The 25,717-nt window shown below is 53.6% G+C and carries 19 protein-coding genes and 1 pseudogene; 9 read left to right on the top strand and 11 right to left on the bottom strand.

From position 1 onward, the window contains the following. Positions 1-254 precede the first annotated feature (254 nt). Entirely contained in the window at positions 255-3,455 is a 3,201-nt protein-coding gene (locus tag ACR0AK_RS16350) for an endonuclease/exonuclease/phosphatase family protein (RefSeq protein WP_480794111.1), read from the top strand. Between the two features lie 756 nt (positions 3,456-4,211). Further along, positions 4,212-6,893 (top strand): phosphoenolpyruvate carboxylase, encoded by a 2,682-nt coding sequence (locus tag ACR0AK_RS16345; protein ID WP_480794110.1) that lies wholly within the window; start codon positions 4,212-4,214, stop codon positions 6,891-6,893. Positions 6,894-6,897: 4 nt separating this feature from the next. Here the strand turns inward: ACR0AK_RS16345 and ACR0AK_RS16340 are convergent. Next, a pseudogene (locus ACR0AK_RS16340) lies at positions 6,898-7,322 on the bottom strand (transposase family protein); the annotation flags it as partial. Between the two features lie 21 nt (positions 7,323-7,343). Further along, positions 7,344-8,120 (bottom strand): SDR family NAD(P)-dependent oxidoreductase, encoded by a 777-nt coding sequence (locus ACR0AK_RS16335; protein WP_480794109.1) that lies wholly within the window; start codon positions 8,118-8,120, stop codon positions 7,344-7,346. Positions 8,121-8,409: 289 nt separating this feature from the next. Between ACR0AK_RS16335 and ACR0AK_RS16330 the strand changes: the two genes are divergently transcribed. Beyond that, the gene (locus ACR0AK_RS16330) at positions 8,410-10,101 is read left to right on the top strand and encodes a thiamine pyrophosphate-binding protein (protein WP_480794108.1); all 1,692 of its coding nucleotides are present in this window, start codon (positions 8,410-8,412) and stop codon (positions 10,099-10,101) included. A gap of 80 nt (positions 10,102-10,181) precedes the next feature. Then, on the top strand, positions 10,182-11,036 hold the full coding sequence (locus tag ACR0AK_RS16325; RefSeq protein ID WP_480794107.1) for a DUF4396 domain-containing protein: 855 nt from the start codon (positions 10,182-10,184) through the stop codon (positions 11,034-11,036). 144 nt (positions 11,037-11,180) lie between these two features. Here ACR0AK_RS16325 and ACR0AK_RS16320 read toward each other — a convergent pair whose 3' ends face one another. From ACR0AK_RS16320 to ACR0AK_RS16300, 5 genes are read right to left on the bottom strand one after another with little or no spacing between them, the layout of a single operon-like run. Next, on the bottom strand, positions 11,181-11,555 hold the full coding sequence (locus ACR0AK_RS16320; protein WP_480794106.1) for a nuclear transport factor 2 family protein: 375 nt from the start codon (positions 11,553-11,555) through the stop codon (positions 11,181-11,183). Continuing rightward, positions 11,552-12,448 carry an alpha/beta hydrolase gene (locus ACR0AK_RS16315; protein ID WP_480794105.1) on the bottom strand — a complete coding sequence of 299 codons (897 nt, stop codon included), beginning with the start codon at positions 12,446-12,448 and terminating at the stop codon, positions 11,552-11,554. The genes ACR0AK_RS16320 and ACR0AK_RS16315 overlap by 4 nt, the downstream gene beginning before the upstream one ends. A 1-nt stretch (position 12,449) precedes the next feature. Beyond that, positions 12,450-12,926: a flavin reductase family protein gene (locus ACR0AK_RS16310; protein ID WP_480794104.1), complete on the bottom strand. Its 477-nt coding sequence runs from the start codon at positions 12,924-12,926 to the stop codon at positions 12,450-12,452. Further along, positions 12,926-13,603: a glutathione S-transferase family protein gene (locus ACR0AK_RS16305; protein ID WP_480794103.1), complete on the bottom strand. Its 678-nt coding sequence runs from the start codon at positions 13,601-13,603 to the stop codon at positions 12,926-12,928. Before ACR0AK_RS16305 ends, ACR0AK_RS16310 begins: the two co-directional genes overlap by 1 nt. Beyond that, the gene (locus tag ACR0AK_RS16300) at positions 13,596-14,786 is read right to left on the bottom strand and encodes an LLM class flavin-dependent oxidoreductase (RefSeq protein ID WP_480794102.1); all 1,191 of its coding nucleotides are present in this window, start codon (positions 14,784-14,786) and stop codon (positions 13,596-13,598) included. Before ACR0AK_RS16300 ends, ACR0AK_RS16305 begins: the two co-directional genes overlap by 8 nt. 114 nt (positions 14,787-14,900) lie before the next feature. On the opposite strand from ACR0AK_RS16300, the gene ACR0AK_RS16295 reads away from it, so the two are divergent. After that, complete coding sequence (locus ACR0AK_RS16295; protein WP_480794101.1) at positions 14,901-15,506, top strand: helix-turn-helix domain-containing protein; 606 nt, start codon at positions 14,901-14,903, stop codon at positions 15,504-15,506. A gap of 264 nt (positions 15,507-15,770) precedes the next feature. Here the strand turns inward: ACR0AK_RS16295 and ACR0AK_RS16290 are convergent, their stop codons facing one another. Beyond that, positions 15,771-15,995 carry a hypothetical protein gene (locus ACR0AK_RS16290; RefSeq protein WP_480794100.1) on the bottom strand — a complete coding sequence of 75 codons (225 nt, stop codon included), beginning with the start codon at positions 15,993-15,995 and terminating at the stop codon, positions 15,771-15,773. Between the two features lie 481 nt (positions 15,996-16,476). Here ACR0AK_RS16290 and ACR0AK_RS16285 point away from each other — a divergent pair, with 481 nt between their 5' ends. The 4 genes from ACR0AK_RS16285 (at position 16,477) to ACR0AK_RS16270 (ending at position 21,040) form a co-directional block, all read left to right on the top strand. Beyond that, positions 16,477-17,682: a YcaO-like family protein gene (locus ACR0AK_RS16285; protein ID WP_480794099.1), complete on the top strand. Its 1,206-nt coding sequence runs from the start codon at positions 16,477-16,479 to the stop codon at positions 17,680-17,682. Continuing rightward, positions 17,679-19,037, top strand: a complete 1,359-nt coding sequence (locus ACR0AK_RS16280; RefSeq protein WP_480794098.1) for a TfuA-like protein — start codon at positions 17,679-17,681, stop codon at positions 19,035-19,037. The genes ACR0AK_RS16285 and ACR0AK_RS16280 overlap by 4 nt, the downstream gene beginning before the upstream one ends. Continuing rightward, positions 19,024-20,316: a gluzincin family metallopeptidase gene (locus tag ACR0AK_RS16275; RefSeq protein ID WP_480794097.1), complete on the top strand. Its 1,293-nt coding sequence runs from the start codon at positions 19,024-19,026 to the stop codon at positions 20,314-20,316. Before ACR0AK_RS16280 ends, ACR0AK_RS16275 begins: the two co-directional genes overlap by 14 nt. A gap of 148 nt (positions 20,317-20,464) precedes the next feature. Further along, positions 20,465-21,040 carry a pentapeptide repeat-containing protein gene (locus ACR0AK_RS16270; RefSeq protein ID WP_170560071.1) on the top strand — a complete coding sequence of 192 codons (576 nt, stop codon included), beginning with the start codon at positions 20,465-20,467 and terminating at the stop codon, positions 21,038-21,040. A gap of 55 nt (positions 21,041-21,095) precedes the next feature. Here the strand turns inward: ACR0AK_RS16270 and ACR0AK_RS16265 are convergent, their stop codons facing one another. The 3 genes from ACR0AK_RS16265 to ACR0AK_RS16255 form a co-directional block, all read right to left on the bottom strand. Then, on the bottom strand, positions 21,096-22,865 hold the full coding sequence (locus tag ACR0AK_RS16265) for an adenylate/guanylate cyclase domain-containing protein (protein WP_480794096.1): 1,770 nt from the start codon (positions 22,863-22,865) through the stop codon (positions 21,096-21,098). A 100-nt stretch (positions 22,866-22,965) separates the two neighbouring features. After that, positions 22,966-23,562 (bottom strand): GNAT family N-acetyltransferase, encoded by a 597-nt coding sequence (locus ACR0AK_RS16260; protein ID WP_480794095.1) that lies wholly within the window; start codon positions 23,560-23,562, stop codon positions 22,966-22,968. Between the two features lie 557 nt (positions 23,563-24,119). Continuing rightward, positions 24,120-25,589 (bottom strand): di-heme oxidoredictase family protein, encoded by a 1,470-nt coding sequence (locus ACR0AK_RS16255; protein WP_480794094.1) that lies wholly within the window; start codon positions 25,587-25,589, stop codon positions 24,120-24,122. Between the last annotated feature and the right edge of the window lie 128 nt (positions 25,590-25,717).

Below are 25,717 nucleotides of genomic sequence, written 5' to 3'. Positions count from 1 at the left end.
TGTTGCAAGCGGCGCGCACCGGAGCAGAACAACACAGCTCTAGCGCGCGCAGGGCATAGCCAGCAGAAGGTTGAGCAACGGAGTCAGGATAAAAAAACATACGCCATGTCTTTGAATGGCAAAGCTCCGCCGTATTAGGTCCGGCGCACACAACTATTTAACTAATTTCTCTGGGTTGAGCTACCTTAGGTTGTATCACGGTGAGTCGCATACCGACCCGCCATTCATTCATCAAATCAAAAAGCGAGGTTCATATGGTTACCACTTTGGCCGCGGGTGATATTGCGTTTACAGGGTTCAATTCAGACAATCCCGATGAGTTCACGTTTGTTGCTTTGACCGACATCGAAGCCGGAACCGAGATCAAATTCACTGATAACGGCTGGTTCGCTGCCGGTGGTTTCCGAAGCAACGAGGGCGTATTCGTCTGGACCGCCCCAGCAAACATCGCTGCGGGTACGGTGATAAACCCCGCATTTACCGGGCCGAACTTCTCGGCCAGCGGTGATCAGATCCACGCGTATCAGGGTGACGAAGAAACACCCAGTTTTGTCGCGTCGGTTCATTTCAATGGGGACGGATTTGAGTCTGACGCAACATCGTCGAATACATCTGCGCTGCCCTCGGGGCTGACCGTCGGAACCAGCGCAATTGCCCTCACCGAAATCGACAACGGCGTTTATAAAGGCCCGCTTACCGGTACAAAGGCCGAGCTACAGGCAGCCATCAACGATCCCGCCAACTGGACAACCAGCAATACCAGGATTGACGATGTCGAACCAGCGGGGTTCACAGTCACAGATGCTGCGCCCTTGCCATCGGTCATCATCAACGATCTGGATCTTGCCGCCGATGAAGGTGGCATGACGGATGCATATGAAGTCACGTTGTCCAAAGCGCCCGATCAGCCGGTCACAATCACCATAGCCGCAGGGGCTGATCTTGATGCTGTGCCAACCGAACTGGTGTTTGACGCGTCAAACTTCGACCAGCCTCAACAAGTCGCGGTCGCCGCTGTTGACGACGATCTGCCCGAAGCGGCCGAGGTTGTCGACATTCAGCATACAGTCACCTCGAGCGATCCAGCCTTCGACGGCATTCTGGCCCCTGTTGTCGAGGTGTCCATCTCAGCCAGCGACATCGAAATTGTGTCGATCTATGAGATCCAGGGCGCAGGCCATGTGTCTGAATTTGTTCTGGCAGATGGCCAAACGGTTGCCGAATTCTTCGACGATTTGCCAACTGGAACTTCGAACGTTCTGGGCGATATGGTTTCAACCAGCGGCATCGTCACCGCTGTAGATTCCAACGGGTTCTATCTGCAAGATCCGGATGGCGATGGGAACGATGCGACGTCGGATGCGATTTTCGTGTTCACCGGATCAAGCCCGACCGTCACCGTGGGTGACGCCATTTCCGTGGGCGGTACCGTTGCCGAATTCTTTCCCGGCGGAACAGGCAGCGGCAATTTACCGACCACGCAACTGACCAACGTTTTTGACCTTGAAGTGCAATCATCGGGAAATGATTTGCCCGAGGCGGTTTTGATTGGCATTGACCCGGGTGAGCGGTCTGTTCCCAATCAAAGCATCGACGACGATGCGTTTGCCTCATTCGATCCAAACCAGGACGGTATCGATTTCTTCGAAAGTTTGGAGGGGATGCGTGTAACCGCCACCGATCTGCAGGCCGTCAGCGGAACCAACCGGTTCGGCGAAATCTTTGCAGTGGCCGATCAGGGCAGTGGCGCAACTGGTCTTTCTGAGCGTGGAACACTCAATATCTCACCAGATGACTTCAATCCGGAAAAAATCCAGATCGACGAAGACAGCGGCATTTTCGACTTTGATTTTCCGACCGTGAATGTCGGTGATCATCTTGGCGACGTCACAGGTGTGGTTGGCTATAGTTTCGGAAACTTCGAAATCCTACCAACTGAGGACTTTACACCGAATATCCAATCAGCCGGGTTGGAGCAGGAAACGACGACGCTGGCCGGTTCCACCAACGAATTGACTATTGCCACATACAACGTACTTAACCTCGATCCGAATGACGGTGACGGCGATCAGGACGTTGCCGACGGCCGGTTTGCGGCCATTGCCGAGCAGATAACCAACAACCTCAACAGCCCTGACATCATTGGTCTGCAAGAGGTGCAGGACAATTCGGGCTCGGACAATGACGGAACCGTCTCGGCATCCGAAACCCTGGCGGAACTGGCGGCAGCAATCCTGGCAGCGGGTGGTCCGGCTTATGAGGTGATTGACAACACCTTTATTGGGGATGGCACATCCGGCGGACAGCCCGGCGGCAATATCCGCACGGCCTTTCTATACAACCCTGATCGTGTCTCGTTAGTGGAAGGATCAGTTCAGACCATCGGAGGGCAAGGTGAAGGCGAAGCGTTTGAAGGGGCACGTCTGCCTCTGGTCGCTGATTTCGTATTCAACGGTGAAACCGTCACGGTGGTCAACAATCACTTTTCGTCCAAAGGTGGTTCTGCGCCTATTCTGGGAACTGAACAGGACTTTGCCGCTCGCCAAGAAGACGTTGATGTGAACGGCAGTCTGGATGAGCGCCAAGCCCAGAGCCAGGCCGTTCAGGATTTCGTCAACGGGCTGGGTGATGGTGCCAATGCTGTTGTGTTGGGTGACTTCAACGAGTTTGAATTTGTCTCACCCGTAGCTGACCTTGAGGCCAATACCGACCTCGTCAACCTAACAAACGATATTCCGGAAGACGAACGTTATAGCTTTGAGTTTCAGGGCAACAGCCAGTCGTTGGACCATATTCTCGTGTCCGAGGATCTGCATTCCGGGGCATTGGTTGATATCGTCCACGTCAATTCGGAGTTCGCCGCAACCAGCGGGCGCGCCTCGGATCACGATCCCATGGTGGCAAGCCTGTTCATACCTCAGACCCAGAATTTGGCGGTTGAGTTCGAAGCGGGCCGCTGGTTCACAACCAAGGCCTTTGAAAGCATCGATGGCGAAGTTGTAGATGTCGACAAGCTTGGTCCGGTTCGGAACAGCCTGACGTTTTCGGATGTGGGTATCAAGGTGGATGCGATCGATCCGACCAATTTGGAACTGGTTACGATCAAGCATGGCGCGATTGGCGTGTTCTCATTCGACGACGCATTGTTCCGCCGAGATGCCGCATTTGTCGACGGGGATGAAAGCCTCAGAATTGCGTTGGAGGACACGGACCTGGAAGCGGTGGAGTTCATCTTTAGCTTTGGCGACAGTCACGGCACCGGTGAAGTCGAAGTTGCCTTCTATGATGATGGGGTCCTTGTCGGCACCATGGTGGCGGATGCGGATGACGGGGACTTCTCGGGATCGCTGGGGCGCACGACCTTCGATGAAGTCGAGCTGTCAGCAATAGATGACACGATGTTTTCAGTCGACGAGTTTTCGTTCGAAGTGATCGACCAGAACATGATTGCATAAAGTAATACCACACGGGATCACCACAGTGCTTCCGTGTGGCTTTCGAAAAGCAGATTTAATTGCGTCATGAGCACCGGAGGCTTTGCCCATAGTATTTTAGCAAACATGACCAAATGAATGTGACGCGATGCAAAACACATTCGCGCAAGTCTGGTTTGGCTGCCAGTCACTCATGCCTCGCACGGCATTAAACAAGCGAGACCAACTGCCGTTCAGCACAAGTGTCGGGTATACTATGGTTGAAAGGTTCCCCTTATTGTGTTCGGATGCACCGTCCCGAGAGTTGTCAATTCTAGCCACGGTCGATTTTCGCCGACGGCGAAGGTCTAAATTGCAAGCTCAGTACGCAGAATCTTGTTCGCGGATCGCAGGTCCGGTGTTGGGATGTACCGGCTGCTTCACCCAGCTGGTTATCACCCGATGCTCTTGGTTCCAAATTACCACCTGATCTGTGCGACATTTGCAAACGATCGCGCCGTGCTAACGAGTTAGGCCACCAACGTGACGTCGGTCGGGTCCTGTTGAGTTTCAACAATCTGACATTCACTCAGTTTCTTAAAAATCCACCCAATTGGGTAGGAACTACAATGGTATACTTTGGTATATTGACCCAAAAAGATAGTTAAAAACCCACCCAAATAGACATGCTAAAGCAGTAGTAAACTACGTTGCGTCAAGAGGCAGGTCCGCGTTTCCTTGTCACCAATGCACCATAACGGGCATTGGTGACCAGTCCACAGCCGAGGACGTTAACAGATGACATTTCAGACTTCCCCTCCTCTTGATACCCCCGAAACCCTAGCAACAGGTACGGGGTTGGTCACCAATATTCAGTCCACCCCGGACCCTTCGAACTATGCCGAGGGACTGCGTCTGGAATTGCGGTCGTTGTGGCGAAACATTTTGCTGAAACGGGCACCACATGTGGCGACATGGGCCGAGACCTTGCCGCTGCAACCTATCCCCACCGGGCCCGAAGCGATACCACATCTGCAAGCTCTGTCGATCTGGTTCCAACTATTGCGCATCATCGATGAAAACGCTGAAGTTCGCGACCGCCGTCTGACAGAGACCCAAAGAGGGGCCGAGGCGGTAGAAGGCGGATTTGCAGAGGTGTTGTCGGACCTTTCCCTGACGAATACCCAAACGAAAAAGCTGACTGACAGCTTGAGCGTTGGTCCCACACTGACCGCGCATCCGACCGAGGCCAAGCGGGTCACTGTTCTGGAAATTCACCGACGGATTTACCGCAACCTTGTCAGTCTGGAAACGCAGCGCTGGACCCCGACCGAACGTGCCGAATTGCTGAATAGTCTGGAAGGTGAGATTGATCTGTTGTGGTTGACAGGCGAGCTTCGCCTGTCACGCCCAAGCCTGCACGACGAGATCGAATGGGGATTGCAATTCTTCCGTGATGCTATCTTTGATGCCGTCCCGCAAGTCATGGATCGGTTCGATCAGGCTTGCCTGCAAGTGTTAGGTCAGAGCCTTAGTGAAACTCCCGATATCCGCTTTCACAGCTGGATCGGAGGTGATCGGGACGGCAATCCGAATGTCACAACCGAGATGACCGCGTTTGCACTGAGACGAGGACGTGAAACGGTTCTAGGTCTCTATCGTCAGGCACTTGATCAAGCTGCAAGCAGGTTAAGTATCAGTGCACTCATACTGCCGCTACCCGAGCCCGACAGGGCGCGTTTACAAGAAATAGTCGATCGGTCTCCGGACGATGATCGCAATCGAAACGAACCGTTCCGGCAAGCTCTCAATGCAATCCGCCATCGACTAACAGTTGGCGGCTATGATCACATCTCGCAATTCGTAAGCGATCTTGACGCGCTTGATGCTGCATTATGCGCGGTCAATGCCGATATACTGGCGCGAAGGCACATTCGACCTCTGCGTCGGGCCGCGTCGGTTTTCGGATTCCGAACGGCAACCTTGGATATCCGACAAAACTCGACCGTTACAACCGATGTGCTGGCCGAAATCTGGTCGCAATCCGGGCAGGCTCCCGAATATGGCACGCCTGAATGGTCTGGTCGTTTGCGGGCCGAATTGGCAGATCAGAACCTGCCCTATCAAAACCGCGACGCGTTAAGTGATCAGGCGCAGGAACTGCTCGCTCTTTTGGCGTTGATGTATAGCATCCGTACCGGACCAGATCCCAAAGCGATCGGACCATTCATCCTGTCCATGACCCGTTCTGCCGACGATATTCTCGGCGTCTATCTTCTGGCCAGATATGGCGGGTTCGGGTCTGAAACTCTGGATATTTCAGTGGTCCCACTGTTCGAAACGATAGCCGATCTGCGAAATGCTCCGGCGATCCTGTTGGACGTTCTGGATGTTCCACTTGCCCGGCGCAGCCTGAAGTCCGACGGAAAGGTGATCGAGGTGATGCTTGGGTATTCGGACAGCGGCAAGGATGGCGGCTATTTCTGTTCAACCTGGGAGTTGGAGCGCGCGCAACGCAGGGTAGTCTCAGCGTTGGCCTCTCAGGGTTTCAAGGCCACTTTTTTCCACGGGCGAGGCGGTTCCGTCAGCCGCGGCGGAGCACCCACCGGACGCGCCATCGCCGCGCAACCCAGTGGAACAATTGCCGGACGCTTGCGCGTAACTGAACAGGGCGAGGTTGTGTCGACAAAATATGCCAACCGCGGCACAGCTGCTGCGCATCTGGAATTGCTGCTCTCAAGCACGCTGCGACATACCGCCAACCCCAGCGAAACCGCAACCCGGCCCGAATTTGACGACGCGTTGGATGCCTTGTCAGAACTGTCACAGACAGCTTATGTCTCGCTTCTGCAGATGCCGGGTTTTCTTGACTATTTCCAACAGGCCAGCCCAGTTGAGGAACTTGCTCGCCTAAAAATCGGATCCCGCCCTGCACGCCGCTTTGGTGCCGCCAGTCTGGATGACCTGCGTGCCATTCCATGGGTCTTTGCCTGGTCACAGAACCGGCACCTGATCACAGGCTGGTACGGATTCGGGGCTGCAATGGCAAGCTTCCGCAAATTTCGCGGCGCGCGCGGCGACGAAGTTCTGCAGGACATGTTTCAGCATTCCCGCCTATTCCGTCTTGCTGTCGATGAAATAGAGAAGTCGCTCTATCAGGCGGATATGGGTATCGCCACGCAGTACAGCGAGTTGGTCCATGATGAAGAGACCCGTCAACGCATCTCACGTGCAATCAATTCTGAATACGATATTGCCTGTGGCGCTGTGCAGTTTCTGACCGGCGGTCAAACCATCGGTCAACGGTTCCCTCGCCTTCGCGAACGCTTCGAACGCAAGCAGGTTGAACTAGCCCGCATTCACACGCTGCAAGTTCGACTGCTGCAACAGTTGCGAAACGAACCGTACGCAGGATCTGTTCCTGTTCCTCTTTTGCAATCCATGAATGCCATTTCCGCTGGCCTTGGCTGGACCGGATAATCCTGTAGTCACTGACCGGGCCGGCGGTCATGAAAAATCGGAAGACACGGCCGGAGGCGTCCATTACAGCGTGCAACTTGGTGTTCATGCCACCCTTGGCGTGTCCAATCAGACGTCCGCCCCCTTTTTCAGCCGCGGGTGTAAGGCTGCGCGATATGCCTTTAGCTAAATTGCGTCGATCATGAACGCCTTGTGATCAGAATGCTCGCCGGCCAGCCCTTCCATGATCCGGGTAAACTTCCCCTTGTCGCACCTACGTTTCTAACGGTCATAGGGAAGCTTGGATGGGCGGTACTCCCTTGAAGCGCCCGGCCATCTCAATCAATTGCGATTGATGAAGGTAGTGCCGTTCAACACTTTCCCGTCGTCCAAACGTGGCTTGCCATGACTTATCGGAAAGTACGGAGAAATAACCTTGCCTGGATCCAAAAGACATTTGCGCGTATTGACCTACTTCTCTTGCATCTTTCGGACCATCGAAAGTTTGGCCTTCTGTGGAAATAGGGGCAAAACCCAGTTCAATATAAAGTTCAGCCGACCTTCATTTATCACCGTCAACTTGCCTTCAAGCATTGCGTCATAGCCAATTTTGGCGGTCTCAGTAGCTGACATTCCCTTTTGATCGACTAGACCAGTTCCGCCCAAATCCGCAGTATCGGCAAAGCCCGTCTCAACATAGCCGGGTTCCAACGCTGTCACCGTCACTCGGTCGTCCTTCATTTCTTCCGCAAGTGCTTGACTAAAGCTTGAAACGAAGGCCTTTGTGGCAAAATACGTGGCTTGTAACGGCCCAGGCATATGCGCAGCTGTTGACGAAACGTTGAGGATCTTACCGCCACCCCGTGCCACCATGTCTCTGCCAAACATGTGGCAGAGAGCTACGAGCGCATCAACATTGAGATCGATCATCGCCTGATCGTCCTCCAACTTGCGCTCGATGAACTTCCCGTGCCCACCAAAGCCTGCGTTATTGATCAGCACATCGACCTCAATGCCGAGCTTGTTCACTGTATCATAAAGCTTGGCCGCCCCGCCCTTGGCGCCGAGATCTAGCGGAATCAAAGTGACGGCCGCCTGGTGTTGGGTCTCCAATTCGGTTTTGAGCGTTGCCAATTCCTTCTCACGCCGAGCCGTAATTACCACATCGCCGCCCTTGCTCGCGTGCAAACGTGCAAATTCTCTACCGATGCCAGAGGACGCGCCGGTGATCAGGGCTGTGTTGGGCATGGGAGATCTCCTTAGCTATGGCTTCGACGTTCGCAGCAATGTTGCGGATCTTCATATTGCATTTTTACTGTGTGAGCACGGCTGCGTTGGGCTGCAACCGATCACTGGCGGGAAAAACTGCGAACGTAAAGACTAAGCCCAAACCAGAAGTTTCACCATAGGTCGAGACTGTCTTTGGCTTCCAATTCGCCCGCATCGGACATGCGCTCAACTCTCTCGATTTTGTAAATCCAGTTTTCGCAAATAGGATGTGCCCAGTTCATTAAACAACTTGAATTGGAACATTGGCATGACGACTGAGCACTGGACCGTCGGTTCGTATTTGGCAAAAAGACTGCAAGAGGCTGGTATAAAAGACTATTTTGTAGTTCCCGGTGACTATAACTTGGTGCTGCTGGATGAGTTGCTGAGCAATAGAGATCTGCAAATGGTCAGTTGTTGCAACGAGCTAAACGCCGGTTATGCGGCAGACGGGTATGCCCGCGCCGCAGGAGGTCCGTCCGCGGTCGTCGTAACTTATTCAGTCGGCGGTTTGAGCCTGTTGAATGCAGTGGCAGGTGCTTATGCCGAGGACCTCCCGTTGATCGCGATTTCCGGTGGGCCGAACACAAACTCTGAGGCCGAATGGGAATACCTGCATCATACCCTTGGAGAGGTTGATTACGACTACCAGCGCGAGATGTTTGCTCGTGTTACTGCTGAGGCCGTCACGATCCATCATCCTTCGCTTGCCCCTGTCGCAATCGATAGGGCGATAGACACTGCAATGCTTCGGCGCAAACCGGTTTATATTGAAATCGCCTCGAACATCGCGGGTGCGGCGACGTCCGCGCCTGTACCCCGCAGTTTTGCAAGACAGCCAAACAGCGATCCAAACACACTGTCGGCCGCGGTAGCCAAAGTATCAGAGTTCCTGAATTCGGCAGAGCGGCCCGTGATTGTCGCAGGAAGCAAAGTGCGGGCTGGTCAGGCAGAGCAGTCTTTGCGCAATCTCGCCGCCGCCTGTGATTACGCACAGGCATCGATGCCAAATGCCAAGAGTTTCCTGATTGAAGCAAACCCAAATTTCATGGGAATATACTGGGGACCTGTAAGCACCCCGGGCTGCGGGGAAATTGTTGACGCCGCAGATGGGCTGTTGTTTGTCGGACCTGTTTTCACCGATTACACCACTACAGGTCACCAACTTGGTTTTGATCCTGGCAAAGCGGTCAAGGTGCATCCGACGTCCATTCAGTTTGGCGAAACTCACTTCAGCAATGTCCGAATGGATGAGTTTCTGGATGCATTGGCTGACAAGCTGACACCCAACAATGGTGCAATGGCGGCTTTCGAACGTGTCAAAACCCAGCAAAGCTTACCAAAACCCAATGCACCTGACACACCAGTCACCGTTCGCCAACTCTTTGCACGTGTTCAAAAGATGCTGGATGAGGACAGCACGCTGCTCGTCGAGACAGGGGATTCCTGGTTCAATGGAATGGAGATCGACCTTCCCGAGGGCACGCGGTTTGAGATACAAATGCAATATGGATCCATTGGTTGGTCCGTTGGCGCATCGTTGGGATATGCTTTAGGTAACAAAGAACGTCGGTTGATCTCGTGCATCGGAGACGGTTCGTTCCAACTTACCGCCCAAGAGATCTCGACCATGATCCGGTACGACGCGAAGCCGATTATCTTCCTGATCAACAATGGCGGCTACACAATCGAAGTTGAGATCCACGACGGCCCCTACAACACAATCAAGAATTGGGACTACGCTGGCTTGATCGACGTGTTCAGCGCAGGCGAGGGCAAAGCTCGGGGATGTAAGGTCGCAACTGAAGGTGAGTTGGACAATGCTATCAACACGGCCTTGGACCATGACGGTCTTTGCCTGATCGAAGTTCTGATCGACCGGGACGATTGCAACGTCAATCTTTTGCGATGGGGTAATCAGGTCGCGCGAAACAATGGTCGGCCCAATAGATGCAGATAGGACATTCCCTAAGGAAAAATCTGCCTTATCAATTGATTAAATCGTTAACTGCCATCTTTTAGCAGACCGGGGGAACTGACATGTTGAACGGTGCAATGCTCGTGTGGTTTCTGTTAACGGGTGCCAGCGTTGGGTTTGTCGTCTGGGATTCGATCAGCAACGGTGTGACAAGTTGGGTTCAGCGCGCGGCGTGGATTCTTGTAACGCTTTACACTGGTCCAATTGGCTTGTTTTTCTACTTGCTTGCGTGCCGTCGCCCTTTCCCGGGAGGTCACGATCAATATACCCGCGCCACTTGGAAACAAGGTATCAACAGCGAGATGCATTGCGTCGCAGGTGATGCCACGGGCATTATTGTTGCTGCAACGCTGGTTCATTTTCTTCACGTTTCGAATGGATGGGATATCGTGATCGAATACGTTTTCGGTTTCGTGTCCGGTTTGTTCATCTTCCAGGCGTTAATGATGATGCCAATGTTCGGGAGCTACGGACAGGCCGTTCGAAAGACGTTTTTTGCGGAAACGGTTTCGATGAACATGGTTATGACAGGAATGATCCCGACAATGGTCCTGCTCGCGGCCGCTTGGCCGGGGTCCGATGACCCTCTTACCCCACAATTCTGGTTCCGCATGAGCCTTGCCACCGTTGTCGGAGCGGTGATCGCTTTTCCGATAAACCGATGGTTGGTGGCGAACCACCTGAAGCACGGCTGCATGACGCTCCCCGGTGCTGATGGCCCGGCGTTTGCGCTCGGCCATGTTTCACCGGAACAAAACAAGATGGCAGGTCAGGATAACCACAAAATGGCAGGTCATCGTCACATGGAAATGAAAAGGTTACCCTTTAGAAACGCTGCGATGTGGGTTGTTTCGACCTACGCCTTGCTTATCGTAGCACTGTGGTTGACAGCAAAACTTGTACCGATCAGGTTTTGAGGCACGCGTGCTCGGCGTGAAGCGACCCCGAGAAAACCCTGCTGATCGTCTGTCTCACTAAGCCCGCTCGTGATTAGACTTGTCCAAACGACGGGGCCCTCTGACAAAACTGCCGAAAGTCCGGTCGCATTAACCGTCGACCGATCAGCTTGTCCGTTGTTTGTAATACGTGTCTTTGTGGACGATCATCCCATCGCGGTAAGTCAGGATATCAACGCTCAGGAATTCTTCCTTCGTGCCATCTTTATGCGTCGCAGTTCGCCGATATTCGCAATAGGCTTTGTCACCGGCAATTGCGCAGTCCAGTGTTTCCCAATGCACTTTTTCAACTTTTTCGAATAGCGCGGAGAAAGCGCCGCGGATCGTGGCGGCACCTTCAAGCCGAACGCCATGCTCATCGGGGCCCACCGCATGGTCAAAGGTAGCATCCTCAGCGAAATGCTTCATCACCGCGTCGATGTCGTTGGCGTTGAAGGCATCTCCGACAGAGTCGACAAGATCTCGGGTCAAAGCGGTCATGTGTGCGGTCCTTTTCCTTGAAGCATATTGCATGTGTGTTTGAAGAAGGGGCTTGCCCGGTCAGCAAGCGTGTTCAACTCGTCAAAATGATCAACGCAGGGCACAACATAGAGGCCCATTTGGCGGTCTTCGGTCTCGTATTTTTCGACATACATGCGCGCTTGACGGTGGAATTCATCCGTTTCCGCGCCACCAACAACAACCAGCTGCGGTGCATTTGTAACCGGGGGATGGTTGGTCATTGGGCTTTCGGCTTCTGCCTCTTCCGGAGTCATCCGGATGCCGGAATTGAGCGCCTCAGTCAGACGCACCGGTTCGAGGTAGCTGAGCGGTGAAACCGGGATGCCCGATTTGATCAGGTCTGCTGGAAGATCTGCTCTGAAAACAGGCCAATTGGTCGCCATCATCATCTGGGTTATGTGGCCGCCAGCCGAGTGGCCCATCACGGTGATACGGTCTGGATTGATGCCTAAATCGCGCGCGTTGCGCCAGATATAGTCAATCGCTTCGCGGATTTCTTCGGAAATACGCGTGATGGTTACCGATGGGCACAGGTCATAGCCAACGACAACAACATTGATACCCGACGCGACAAAGGGCGGTGCAATGAAGCTGTAGACCGATTTGTCGCCGCGCTGCCAGTAGCCGCCGTGCACATAAACCAGCGTCGGCGCATCCGCATCCTGACAACGGAAGACATCCAGCTTTTGTTTCTCGCCTTCTCCATAACGGATATCGAGGCTGCAATCGGTAGAGGCGCGCGCCGACTCGCTGTTGCTATTCCAACGCGGAATTACAGTGATTTCATAGTCCGGTCGTCCGGCCCGCAGGTTGTATTGTGCGTCGAACTCATCAGGGCTGAAGCGGGTGTGATAAGTCAGGTGATCGCTCATACTAAACCTCTACTTGCGGCGCGGAGAAGAACGCACCTTGGCAAATGACAAGTGGGGGAATACCCACGTGAGTGTAGTTGATGACGCGACCCAACAGTATTTCATGATCGACTGCGTCGACCCTGCCGTGGACCGTACATTCCAAGTGCGCCGAGGCACCGGGGATCAAGGGCGTCACGGTTCCAGGTATCCATTCAGTGTCGGCAAACCGGTTTTCGACATCACTGGCGAAGTGCATCGCAAGGTCTTTCTGCTCGGCCGACAGGATGTTGACCGCGAAATGATCCGAATTCGACAACGTCGGGAAGACCCTGCCTGATTTTGCGACACAGACCGAGATCACCGGCGGCTGCAATGAGACCGAAGTGAATGAATTGGCGGTCAGGCCCCACGGTTCTCCGTCCTCGTCAAAGGCGGCTACGATGGTAACACCCGTCGGAAAGGTGCCAAGTGCGCGGCGATAGTCCCGGACGTCCATCAGAGCACCCCTTCGTTCGCACAAGCTTTTTCCAGCGCAGCCCATTCATCAGGGTTTGTCCCGAAATGGCGCATAACGTGATCCTGATATGCGGGGCGTTCCGCCAGCCGCTGATACCAAGCCTCGACATTCGGCAAGGGCGGGCGGGCGACCTCGACGTTGAAATACCGATAGGCAACACACCCCAAGGGAATATCCGCCATGGTAAAGTTGTCGTCGCAGACATAGGCTTTGTCCGCGAGATGCTGATCCAGAATGGTCAGGGCGTTATGCGCTTCGTCGCGCAGCATGGCGATCTTTTCCGGGTCGCGCTGATCAGGTTGAGTACGCACGGTTGCAAAGAACAGGTAGATCACGGGCCCAAAGGCGCGGCTGGCCGACCACTCCATCCATTGATCCGCTATCGCACGGGTCTGAATGTCGGAAGGGCTCAGCGTTCCTTCGCCGTAGCGGTCACAGAGATAGCGCACGATGGCGAGGCTTTCCCACAGCGCAAAGTCTCCATCTCGGATCGCTGGGATCATCTTGTTCGGATTGATCATCGCGTACATTTCAGTGTCGAGCTTGCCAAAGCTGCCCCCGGCCAGTTGCAGCGTGTAGTCCAGCCCCAGCTCATTCGCTGCCCAAATCACCGGAATGACGTTCGACGAATAGGGACGCCCCCATATCTCAAGCATGTTCCAGCATCCTTTTCTGTGCGATGGATTGTGTGCCGAATTTCGGAACAACATGCTCGAACAGACGATGCCAGCTGGCGAGGATCTTTTCGTAAGGCACACCGGTATATTGCTGCATCAGCATGAGGTGATCGAGGCCGATGGTTTCCTGCCGTTCCGCAAACCGATCCGCAACATATTCAGCGTCGCCCACCACGATGATCCCGCGTTTGTTGAGGAAATCGAACCAGTCCATATCTTCATCCTCGGGCGTCATCTCTTCGCCCACGTCCAGATAGCCGTGCTTGGTCCATTCCCCCTTGGGGCGCGACCCGCCAAGGAATTCATAGTAGGCATTGATCGGACCACGGATCGTGTTCACTGCTTCTTCCATGCTTTCACCGACATAAAACGCCGTGCAGACACCGACACGCTCGCCAAGCTTCACCTCTCGCCCTTCGCGTTGCGACAAGGCTTGGCGATAGGGTTCCCAACAGGCCAGCGTCGCCTTGGGGCCAGCTGCCATCGAGATCACACCCCAACCGCGCTCCCCCGCCAATTTGAACGTGGGTGGTGCGTTCGACATCAGCCAGACCGGCGGATGAGGATTAGAATAGGGGCGCGGATGCACATACATCGCTTTGTATTCGCCATCTTCATCGTGATAACGTGGATCCAGAGGGTCAAAGAACCGGTTGCCCTCTTTCCAGCCGGGGACCGGGAACTGATAGAATTCACCGTGATGGGTGAACGCCTCGTTGGTCCAGGCTTTCAGGATGATCTCAAGGCTCTCCTGAAAAAGCCGCATGACCTTGGCATTGTCGCGCCGGTCTGCATCCTTGTTGAACTGGATGGTCGAGCGTTCGTTGATACCCTTGGCGACGCCGAAATCAAATCGGCCCAACGACATGTTATCAAGCATCGCGGCGTCTTCGGCGACGCGCAGCGGATGCCAATCGGGCAGGATGATGGGGGCTGTTCCGACCCGGAGTTTCTTGCAATGCGCGGCCACGTGGGTCCCCATTTGAATCGGGTTGGGTGGCGCATTCATATACCCGTTATGGGCAAAGTGATGCTCGGTGAACCACGCAGTTGTGAAACCCGCCTGCTCAGCCAGCGAACACTGTTCGAGGATCATCTCTAGTGTGCGCTTCCAGGGAATCGTCTCACCGGGACTAAAATTGGCAATCAAATCAAAGCGCATAGCATCCTCCCAGTCGGTAGAAAATCAGTTGATTTATTTCCCATATTTCAACTAAGTTGATTTGTTCTCGAAAAGTCAACCACAATCATTTATCTCAAAGATATGAAAAAAGACGTGTCTCAGACCGATGCCCAAAGGCTCGGCAGTGAAATTCGCGAAGTCCGCAAGGCGCGTGGACTGACGCTACAACTCCTGTCCGAGTCGGTTTCGTGTTCCAAAGCCTATCTCAGCAGGATTGAGCTTGGGACGGCCAAGGTATCAGAAGACCTGCTTGGCGAAATCAGCGATGCGCTTGCGGTTGACCCCAATTGGTTCTTTCCCAAACAGGAGGGCGACGGACCGCTGGAACGAAAGCACGTCGTGCGACGCGAAAACCGTAGGGCACTGTCAGCGATGTACACGCGCTCAACAGATGAATTGGGCTTTGAGGACGAATTGCTTTCAAGCACATTGTCCGGCCATTGTTATTTGATCCTATCAAGGTTCCGCCCCGGCGCAGGAGAGCCGCCCGAGCCGCTGGAAGGGTATTCATTCGAAGGTGAGCAACACGCCATCGTTCTAAGCGGTGAAGTTGAGCTGCGTCTCGGGGACGAGGTCATTTCATTGCGCGAAGGGGATAGCTTTTCCTATCCATCAATGATCGCGCACCGATTTCGCAACAAGACAGAGAAAGAAGCGACAATGGTCTGGGCAATGTCGCCTATACGCATTTCTTGGTGATATTGGCCTGCAGCAATTTATGCACGGAAAGCTCTAGTTTTTGGCGCTTTGAATACGACACGCAAATTACGCTATCATTACATCTGTATTGCTTAACCCACCAATCCGTCATGACGGGCAAACGGATGTAATGGAATGGACATCCCGTAGTCTCTCATCTGATAGGATTTGAAGATGGATGCCATATGAATTTCTATTTCAATTTACCGTTTGTGTGACGATCATTGGCGACACTTAGCCTTCATGTTCCAGGCAACACAAAATTCAAACTGCGGAAAGATATAAGCCTGAAGGTTTTTCGCGCGCCAATACAAGTGCGGCGGCTGCTTCAATGATGGTTTTCCAGCCGCCAAACAAAGCTTTGGCGGCTTCGGTGATGAAGAGGACGACGGTGAAAACTGGGACTACTTTCTTGGCGTCGGCGTTGGGTACAAGCCTGAGTATGAAGGCTATTAAAAACAAGAAACCAACCCCTTCCCTGCGTTCCAAATCATGTCTCGTGATCGATACTTTTGAGCCCCGATGATCTTGGCGCCTTCATAGTTCAACAAGAAAGGTTTAGCCTTGGACAACCGCAAGGCCGATGGTGTCAGTATTGAACGCAATTGGGTACTTTAAGCAAGAGCTCTAAACGTATGTATTGAATGATTTAATATTGAATGCCGCATGAGTTTCAAAGCCCGACCATCTGGCGATAATTGCAGAAAGGCTAAGTTATTGAGTTCCATTCGAGACGAGTCTCCAAAAAACTCGATCTCACCGTTTTCGTACTCGACAGCTTTCCGGCTACAGACTCAAATACCGTGTAACCAGTCGATTGGAAAAACGAACTTCAAAAACCAACAACCAACTTTATTGATCCCTACAAGAAACCAGCAAGGTTGACCCACGCGGGATCATCTACCATCCTATCTACGTATAGCTTCTTGTATTGTGCTAACTTGCACGTTTTTTTGGCAAGGTCGATGAAATGACCGATAATTCACAAAAGACCTACGTGCATGATACACACCGACTGCGCGAACCCGGACAAACCTTAAGGATAGTGCAACCTTTTCTTCGGGAAATGGGCATAACAAGGATCGCGAATCTGACCGGCCTGGATCGGATTGGCTTGCCAACAGTCATGGTTGCTCGACCAAACTCCCGGTCTGTTGCGGTGTCGCTTGGCAAAGGGCTGTCTTTGCAAGCAGCTCAAGCCTCAGGCGTAATGGAGGCGATTGAATCCTGGCATGCCGAACGCGTGCGACTGCCGCAACGGCTTGCCAGATATACAGAACTGATTGCTGAAGCGGCCGTTGTAGCTGTGGACCGTCTTCCGCGGGTTGCCGGCGCGCAATTTGATCCGAACGGAAACATGTTATGGGTCGAAGGTCGGGATTTGAACGGCCAAAGCTCTTGCTGGGTTCCTCTTGAGATGGTGGATACCGACTACACTTCCGCTCCGCTCGCTGGACAACGTGCCTTTCCCAGAACAACGAACGGCCTGGCTTCGGGCAATAACGTCGCCGAAGCGAGTTGCCACGCAATTTGCGAATTGATCGAGCGGGACGCAACGACACTGTGGTCACATCAAACCACGACAGCACGCATTGATCCCGCCACAGTCGACGACGAGCGATGTCAGGCAGCTATTGAAAAAGTAACGACTGCAGATTTGGAAATCGGGTTGTGGAACACCACGTCGGATATCGGAATTGCCAGTTTTCGCTGCGTAATTTGCGAAGCCGGCGGGCAACCCGGCCATATCGGTATTGGCGATGGTTGCCATCCGGACCGCGCAATAGCTTTGCTGCGTGCTGTGACTGAGGCCGCCCAGACAAGGTTAACCTATATCTCTGGTGCGCGTGATGATCTGGACCCGGAAGAATTCACCGACCATGCACAATCGGAGCGTTGTCAGTATGTTCGCAATCTGATTGACGCCGCCGCCCCGACAGAGAGTTTTCGGGACTGCCCGACGCATTCAACAGAGACGTTTGAAGGCGATCTGGCATTGCTGTCGAACAGGTTAGAGGCCGTCGGGATTTCTCAAATCGTGATCGTGGATCTTTCTCGGCCCGAATACGATCTTTCGGTGGTTAGGGCGGTTATCCCGGGCTTGGAAGCGCCACACGACGACGCGGATTATTTGCCGGGCCCAAGGGCATTGCAGATCAGGGGCGAAATCGCATGACCGTCGTCGTATTTGTGGGCCCTACCCTGCCCTCACAAGAGGTCAAGGCATATCTGGACGCTGTGGTCCTTCCCCCTGTTCAGCAAGGCGATGTATATCGTGTAGCCAGGAACCAGCCGCAAGCCATCGGGATCATAGATGGGTTCTTCGAAGGTGTGCCCTCGGTTTGGCACAAGGAAATCTTGTGGGCGATGGAGCAAGGGATACCGGTTTTTGGCAGCGCCAGCATGGGCGCTCTGCGCGCTGCGGAACTGGTCGATTTCGGAATGATCGGTGTTGGCGGGATATTTGAGGATTACCTAAGTGGCGTTTTACAGGATGACGATGAGGTTGCAGTTCTGCACAGCCCGGCAGAGTTGGGGTATCAGCCGCTCAGCGCACCGATGGTTTCCATCCGGGCCACTGTAAAAAAGGCACAGGCGCAAGGGATTTTACCTGCTGAAAGTGCCTCTGAAATTCTTGAGCATGCTAAATCCAAACACTACCGGCACCGCATCTGGCAAGACATCGGCCAAGAAGTAAACAAACTGCCTGGAGTTCAGGCCTTTCTGGATTGGCTGCCGAAGAACCAAGTTGATGCCAAGGCAGATGACGCCCGCACGATGCTGGCGCTAATAGCGGATTGCCTGTCGCAAGGCACCCTACCCTCAAACCCTGTTACCCGGACGGAACCGACATTGGTTTGGAAACAGTTACGCAATCGCATCGATTCCGACGTGGTCAAAAACAATGCCGTGATCGACGAATTGAGGTTGGACCCGCAACTTTATTCCGAGCTACGCGACCGGGCGGTGCTGAGTGTTATCGCGCAGGAAGAAGCAACCGTGCAGGATCAGCAACCTGATCGCGAAACCCTGATCCGGCAAATGACGGACCACAGGGCCAAAGCAGGATTGTCTCATAAAGCGCATTTGATGGAATGGCTGGATTCGAATGATCTGAACCTCGCGGGGTATGAAGACATGCTGGCGGATGCCGCCCGGATCGATGCGGCGGTCGCCGCGCGTTTACGCCAGTTGGACGGGCCACTGCTGGCCGAACTGAGACGAACCGGCAGATATGTCGAGTTACGAGATCGGGCAGTCGCCAAGAGTAATGCTGCCGTTGTGAATGGCCCCGTCTCGGGGGCGGATCGCCTGCGTATGGTTTTGTGGTACTTTGAAAATCGTCTTGGCACGGACGTCCCGGATAACCTTGACAGCTATGCGATCTCGCTTGGCCTAACCGGGCGTGCGGCGCTTGATGATCTTATCGAAGCTGAGTTTTTGTTTTGCGGCAGGAATTCTGGCGCGGGGGCCTCCCATGGCAAGGCGGCATCCGTCAGGCACGAAGGGTCGATTGATGAATGCACATGAGTCTTTAAACGACGAACCCGGCACACGGTTCCTGTTATACCCGCAATCGCCATTTCTGGAGCCGGGTGCTCAACCCGAACTGGTTGAGATTTCGGCTCCGCAGGGCAGCATCGGACCGGGCCCATCCGGCCCACGCATGTACACTGTAAACCCTGTCGGCAAAACCACACCTTACGGCGCCATTGTCCCCGGGCCAAATGGACCGGGTATGTATCTGCCTCCTTGGGACGGATACATCCAACCGCCCGCGATGCCCGATGAGCTTGGGAACTTCTTTCATATTGCCCCGTCGGACCCCTCATTTGAGGCGGCGCATTTGTTCGGGTCAGCTCACTTTACAATGGATGTTTGGCAAGGTTATTTCGACCGGCCGATCCCATGGCATTTCGCACGCGATTTCAACCGGCTGGAGCTATCGCTGCTGCCCAGCCTGGATAACGCCCATATTGGCTGGGGATTTCTGGAAACAGGCGGCACGCATGAGCATGGAAACGAGTACCGCCCGTATAGCCTGAATTTTGACGTCGTCGCCCACGAGATCGGCCATGCCATTATCTATAGCGTGATCGGTATGCCGTCAGACGGGGATGCGTCGGGCGAGTACTACGGTTTCCACGAATCCGCGGCTGATATGGTTGCCCTGCTTGCCTCGCTCCATTTTGGGTCGGTTGTCGAAGCGCTGCTGAAAAACACGCGGGGAAATCTGTACACGTTCAATCGATTGAACCGGTTTGCGGAGCTGGGTGAAAACGCGCAGATCCGGATTGCCGCAAACACACGCTCCATGTCCGAGTTTGCAGCAGGATGGTCCAGCGAACATGACCTGTCGGAACCGTTAACCGGCGCAATGTTTGACATATTTGTGGACATTTATCACGAACGCCTACTGGTGCATGGACTGATCTCGGCTGAAGAAGAACACCTGTCGGACCAGCTTGAGGACTCACCGGAGTACAGCGAGGTTATGCAGAGTATTTTTGACACCCGCTACGCTGAAAGTCCCGAAGGCTTCCGCATCGCCCTGCTCGAAGCACGCGACTATCTGGGAACCTATCTGGCCGATACGTGGGACCGGCTCGACGCGGACATGCTCAGCTATTTCGGCGTCGAAAAAGCACTGCTTGCTGTAGACCAGGAAATCACAGGCGGTGCATTCCGCAACATCATCGAAGGCAATTTCCGCATGCGTGATATTGGTCTGCAATCTGCCGGCCCACGTCTTCCCGATCCCGAGGAAGACAGCCATTCGAATTCGGTTCGCACGCAGGTGCCGGAATGACGTGAAAATCCTTTATTTTTAAGTGGTTTTGTGGCATGCAATCGGAAGAAGTTTTTGGAACGCATTTACTCGGATTTTTGGTTCGGGTTTTTTTAAGGGGGAGATGAGGATTCTGGCTTCGTCGATCCCATAATTGGGAGAGAGAGATATGGCTGAATCCTTGCTCAGTTTTTCAGAAGTGTTGATATATGGCCGTGAGCTCGAAGATTTAGAGTACAAACGCATTCCGTCACAGGGAAAGGGCGACAACAAGCATCTCGACAAACAATTCGGGGTGGCAAAAGGGGAGAAAGGTCCTCGGTTCGCCAAGATTTATGGCTTTGCCTTTGAGGGCACTTATTACGATATGCCGGAGCCGGTGATCTTTCTGGTTCATGGTAAAGGTGAGCTGGTCGCTGATCCCGATAAGCCTGCAGACGACGCATCCCGAGCGCCGCAAGACCCGAGTATTGGCGGCGTCGCAGCGGCCGACTATCAGGTCGCCGATGGCATCCGCGTCTGGCGGTACGACAAATCTGACCAGACCATGCGTATGGACGTGATGACCGGCCAGTTCGAACAAGTCCTGTTGGACATCTATTTCGGCTTTGACAGCCCGGCAATCAGCGGTGCCAAAGTCAGCGGAGCGAAAGTGAGTGGGGCTAAGGTCAGCGGTGCCAAAGTCAGTGGCGCGAAGGTGAGCGGTGCCAAAGTCAGCGGCGCAAAGGTACGCGGCGGCGACTAAATCCAATTTTCGAAAGTAAACTCAGGGGCACCGCGTTCCGGTGCCCCTTTGCATTTTAGAAACCAGCCTTTTTCAGACCTTCTACAAAGTGCTGCGTGTCTTCCTCTAGCCGATCTGGCTGAACGGTTGTCCACCGGGCCAGCGAAAAGTTCGGATGCGCCTCGCGATGTTTTTCCCGGATCAGGCGGGCCATGTCCGTTTGACCAAGCTGCGCATAACTCGCGGCCAGCATACGCTGCCCTTCGGTCGGGTTGTTCATCTTGTTGACCGTCTCAATGACGTCCTCATACCGTCTGAGATTGTAATACGCGCCGCCCAGATGCCAAAGGTATTGATCCGGGAAGTACGGATTCAGGCGCATTGCCTGCTGAAGATGCGTTATCGCCGTTTCGTTGTCGCCTGAATGGGCCAACGCATCGGCAAAGTCAGAATGCATATCCGCGTCATTTGGGTTTAACGCCAACGCCCTCTGATAGGATTGGATGGCTGCGTCATGCTCTTTGCGGTACAGGTGCACATAGCCCAATTCCCCAAACCCACGTGCATCGGTCGGATCGAGTTCAATTGCGCGTTGCGCCAATATCAACGCTTTCTCCAACGCCTGCGACGGCTCTTCGGTCCAAGAATAGCGCCAATCGATATTAAGTGTTCGAGACAGCGCCGCTGCTGCACGGGCATACCCTTCGTCCCGTTCAAGGGCCGATTGATAGAAATTCTGTGCCTTTCGGTTGTCGTTCCGCGTGTATTTGAAGATGTGATGCTGGCCTTGCAGGACCGAGCCGTATGCTTCCAGATTGGATGGTATCGCCTGAATCATTCGCTTCTTTTCATGCGATTCGATCATCACCGCAGTGGCGGCAACGATGCACTCCGTCACCTCATCAAGAATGTCGAAAATATCGTCAATTTTGCGATCGAACCGTTCGCCCCAGATCGTGCGCTCGGTATTGGCATCAATCAACTCGGCGGAAATCCTGATCCGACTGGCTGAACGACGAACGCTGCCGCGCGCGACATATTGGACGTTCAACTTCTGTGCAGCCTCCTTCGGTGGCATCGACTGTGTCTTGAAGAAAAACGACGAATTCCGGGCGATGACAAAAAGGTTCCGGAACTTGGACAGATTCATGATGATGTCGTCTGTCAATCCTTCGGCAATCCAACTGTCGGATTCATCCCCGCCAGAACTGCTGAAAGGCAGAATTGCCACCGATGGTGTATCAGGCCGCTCTAGGATGTCCCCCTGCAGATCCGGACGCATCGTGCCCGCCATGGTCGCGCCGGCCACTTCGCTGCGGACGCAATAGGTCGAGACAGGGTTCATGATGTTTTTGAGTTGCTTTGGTCCCAAAAACTCGTACCCAAAGCGCAGGCGATTGCAGACCTGGTCATACACGGCAGAGCTGACATAGACCCGTTCAGGCTCCGCTATCTCTTGCAACCGGGCCGCGATATTGACGTTGTCGCCATGAATGCCGCGCTCGTCGATCAGGATCTCGCCAAGGTGGATCCCGGCCCGAAACTTGATTCGCTGAGCCTGTTCGCGAGTTTTGTTCTGCTCGCTTGCGATCTGGTGCAATTCTACCCCAAACTCAACCGCACTAGTGGCAGTTTCAAACAGAGCAAGAATTCCGTCGCCGCGAACTTCGACCACCCGCCCGTTGTATTTTGCGCAAGAGGTTTCAAGCAAAGAAATTAATGCTTTCAATTCGTTATACGTATCCAGCTCATTCTCGCTCATAAGCCGGGAGTATCCTACGACATCAGCGAACAATACTGCGCCAAGCCGTTGAGTAATTGGAATGTCAGAAATTGTCGTACTCACAAGTGTTACTCTTTTTTCGGATTCAGTGCGGACCCATAACCAACATATATCAAAAATCGCTTTTGACGACCGAAGCTGTTTTGACCAGAACTGATCACGCTTATGAGATCCGAGGCGGCCAAGACCAGGCGGCGCAATCATTCGGCCCCAATGTCACGATTGTATTCGCATCCAGTTCCTGTGCCAGAACGTTTCGGCGAACCATCCACTCGGATTTCAGAATGCCCACGACAACCATGTCCTGAAACTCTCCTTCGGCAAACCATGCCTGACGCATCGTGCCTTCAATCTGGAACCCAATTTTGGCCACAAGATCGCGGCTGTGATGATTATCCTCACGATAATAAGATGTTATGCGGTTCAGCCCCAGTTGTCGAAACGCCAAATCCAACACCAAAGCAGATGCTCGAAGCCCAACACCAGATCTGCGCATCGCTTTGTTGACAAAGACTGCAACAACCGCATCGCGGTTAATTGTCGAGATAGACTCGAGCCCTGCCAGGCCAACAGCCTCACCCGCCGAGGACTCGACCACAAACCAACATTTGCAGCTGGCGTCTGAAGACGTAAACGCGTCTTTCCACCATTCCTCTGCGTGCGATGTATTGAGGGGCACGCGCGTCGTACGATCAAAGCGCGCAAGGTCTTCTACGTCCTGGAACCAACTCAGGACGGAATCCAGATCTGCCCTTTCCATCGGACGCAACCTGAACGTGTTTTTTGAATTGCTGCTCACGATAAATAGTACCTTTGAAAGAAATCAGTAAAATCTGTTCGGACACTAGCACAAATTTTCTAGAAATACGAAATGAGAATACAATATCTCAGCTTCTCTTTTTTTTGAGATTTGAGATTTTGATACGGAAGCCCAAGTTCAGGAACGAACTACTCAACGGCGAAGTCTCCTACATCCTGCGGGAAAAAGTACTTATCGAAGATTGGAGGAGATACTAAAGCACAAAGCGATCCCAAAATGCTCTTGGACATCATGCGCCAGCGCCTGAAACTATCGCCACGATGGATGAAAGGCCAATGATGCACTATCAATCAAACTGGGCTGGTCAGATGAGGCTGCTCAGAACTTTTGTGGCACCTCGACAGAGCAGAAAGTGGCCCATACCTGCGGTTGGGCCGTTGGCGTCTTTGCTGCAGTGCAGCCGCAAAACCAGCCGTTCACTGAACGCGCGGTACACCGGGGGCTATAATTTACGCGGTTCCAACCAAATCTGCCGTTCTACTTTTCTCAACCAACACTTACTCTTCGAGCGACTTGTATATCGTTAAATTCTTCAGAAACGCGACAATTTTGGTTTGTTCGCTTTCGCTGAGGTGTTTGTAAGCAGTGGTACTGTCTGAGGCCTCGCCTGCATGACTCATAATTGCCTCTTGCAAAGTAGTCGCCCGGCCATCGTGTAGCCAAGGTCCAGTTGCCCCGACACCCGCCAGTGATCGCGTCAGAAACATAGAGGCCCCCAACCCAAGAGGGTTATCGGGATCTGCTAAGTCGGAACCCATGTCGTGTCGTTTGAAGTCTGTGTACCATCGGGCCACTGGCTTACCTTCGGCATTCTGCTGCACTGCACCCAGGTGTTGGATTGAACCGTCCAGCAGCTTAATCCTGTTGTTGGGTTGATCTCCGGCCAAATTGAACGTGATTGCATTGACGTTGTTCAAGCCGTGATTATTCGGGTCAGTTCCGTCCGGAAAACTGCTATCGAAGAAACCCGGAGTTTCGCTGGGTTCTTTGAACACTGCTTCCCGAAAGCTCATCGCTGGAGTGTGGCAACTGGTGCAGCCGGTTTGAGCGAATAGCGCCTCTCCTGCCAGAATATCGGTTCTTTCGGACCCGGATAAATCAATCAAACCCAGATCGGCCAGTTCTATCTTCGTTACCGGCCGTTCGAGGGCGGCCATGTATATTGTAAGCGCTGTAACATCACCGACGGTCAACTCGTTCACCACGCCATCGAAATCGCCATCCTGGTCTCCGACAAGCTCGACGGCCTGCAATCCCAGTTCATTGTGCGCAGCATTCCTCGTGAATGCTCTGATCGTTGCATGATTACCTTTCCATCCAAACGGCTTGATCACGAGGTCCCGGTCGATGCCACTCAATCCGCTGGAATCCGTTTCGACGGAACATGGGTCTTTAGAAACACGCGTCAGTATGAGCGTTCCATAGTCTACGCCTTTGGACTCTAACTGAACTGAGGTGGGACCCGAAATGCAGGCAACCTGTTGGGCTGCATCACGTTGTCGATATAGATCTGCACTGATTTCCTCAGCAAGTCGCTGAGGGACACCAAGCGCAAACAAAGGGAGCGTATTTCTCTCAAGATATTTAGTTGGGTCGCCCGTATGCGCGGGATCCACAAGAACGTTCACCGCAACGTCACCCGCCCCATTGGCAATAGGCGCGTTGTGACAGGCAATACAAGATGTCGCGTTTGCCCCTCCTTCGCGCTTTGGAAAATGTGAAGCCCACTCAGATGGGTCTGCGAGATCAGCCCGGGGAACACGCGTAAAGCGACGGCCTTCGCCGATATTGGCACCGACCCCGCGAGCTGCGTCAAAGCTGAATTCGGTCAGTTCATCGCCTGCATCAAAGGCCCAAAGAAACGCTTTGGCTGCCCCTTCGGTTTGCATCACCTGCGAGAGTTCATGCTGATCGACGGGTGCAGGTTCCTCATCCGCCAAGACGGCCACAGGTGTTAGGCTTGCCATAACAAGGCACAAAATTCTTGGTCGCATATTGTGTCCACCTCTCGGTTGCGGGCCAGTCCAGTAGTGACGGCCGAAGGGGACTGATTGACATGTTTGGCGACCTGAAAACCATTGAACCCAAGCTGCGA

The sequence above is a fragment of the Ruegeria sp. BI12 genome (genome assembly GCF_056537985.1).
Note: the sequence above shows the minus strand (reverse complement) of the source record. Positions and strands in the feature narration are given on the sequence as shown.

Excerpts from the sequence above, each read along its gene's own strand:
- ACR0AK_RS16350 (WP_480794111.1), top strand. The coding sequence starts at position 255 with ATGGTTACCACTTTGGCCGCGGGTGATATTGCGTTTACAGGGTTCAAT.
- ACR0AK_RS16345 (WP_480794110.1), top strand. The coding sequence starts at position 4,212 with ATGACATTTCAGACTTCCCCTCCTCTTGATACCCCCGAAACCCTAGCA.
- ACR0AK_RS16335 (WP_480794109.1), bottom strand. The coding sequence starts at position 8,120 with ATGCCCAACACAGCCCTGATCACCGGCGCGTCCTCTGGCATCGGTAGA.
- ACR0AK_RS16330 (WP_480794108.1), top strand. The coding sequence starts at position 8,410 with ATGACGACTGAGCACTGGACCGTCGGTTCGTATTTGGCAAAAAGACTG.
- ACR0AK_RS16325 (WP_480794107.1), top strand. The coding sequence starts at position 10,182 with ATGTTGAACGGTGCAATGCTCGTGTGGTTTCTGTTAACGGGTGCCAGC.
- ACR0AK_RS16320 (WP_480794106.1), bottom strand. The coding sequence starts at position 11,555 with ATGACCGCTTTGACCCGAGATCTTGTCGACTCTGTCGGAGATGCCTTC.
- ACR0AK_RS16315 (WP_480794105.1), bottom strand. The coding sequence starts at position 12,448 with ATGAGCGATCACCTGACTTATCACACCCGCTTCAGCCCTGATGAGTTC.
- ACR0AK_RS16310 (WP_480794104.1), bottom strand. The coding sequence starts at position 12,926 with ATGGACGTCCGGGACTATCGCCGCGCACTTGGCACCTTTCCGACGGGT.
- ACR0AK_RS16305 (WP_480794103.1), bottom strand. The coding sequence starts at position 13,603 with ATGCTTGAGATATGGGGGCGTCCCTATTCGTCGAACGTCATTCCGGTG.
- ACR0AK_RS16300 (WP_480794102.1), bottom strand. The coding sequence starts at position 14,786 with ATGCGCTTTGATTTGATTGCCAATTTTAGTCCCGGTGAGACGATTCCC.
- ACR0AK_RS16285 (WP_480794099.1), top strand. The coding sequence starts at position 16,477 with ATGACCGATAATTCACAAAAGACCTACGTGCATGATACACACCGACTG.
- ACR0AK_RS16280 (WP_480794098.1), top strand. The coding sequence starts at position 17,679 with ATGACCGTCGTCGTATTTGTGGGCCCTACCCTGCCCTCACAAGAGGTC.
- ACR0AK_RS16275 (WP_480794097.1), top strand. The coding sequence starts at position 19,024 with ATGAATGCACATGAGTCTTTAAACGACGAACCCGGCACACGGTTCCTG.
- ACR0AK_RS16270 (WP_170560071.1), top strand. The coding sequence starts at position 20,465 with ATGGCTGAATCCTTGCTCAGTTTTTCAGAAGTGTTGATATATGGCCGT.
- ACR0AK_RS16260 (WP_480794095.1), bottom strand. The coding sequence starts at position 23,562 with ATGGAAAGGGCAGATCTGGATTCCGTCCTGAGTTGGTTCCAGGACGTA.
- ACR0AK_RS16255 (WP_480794094.1), bottom strand. The coding sequence starts at position 25,589 with ATGGCAAGCCTAACACCTGTGGCCGTCTTGGCGGATGAGGAACCTGCA.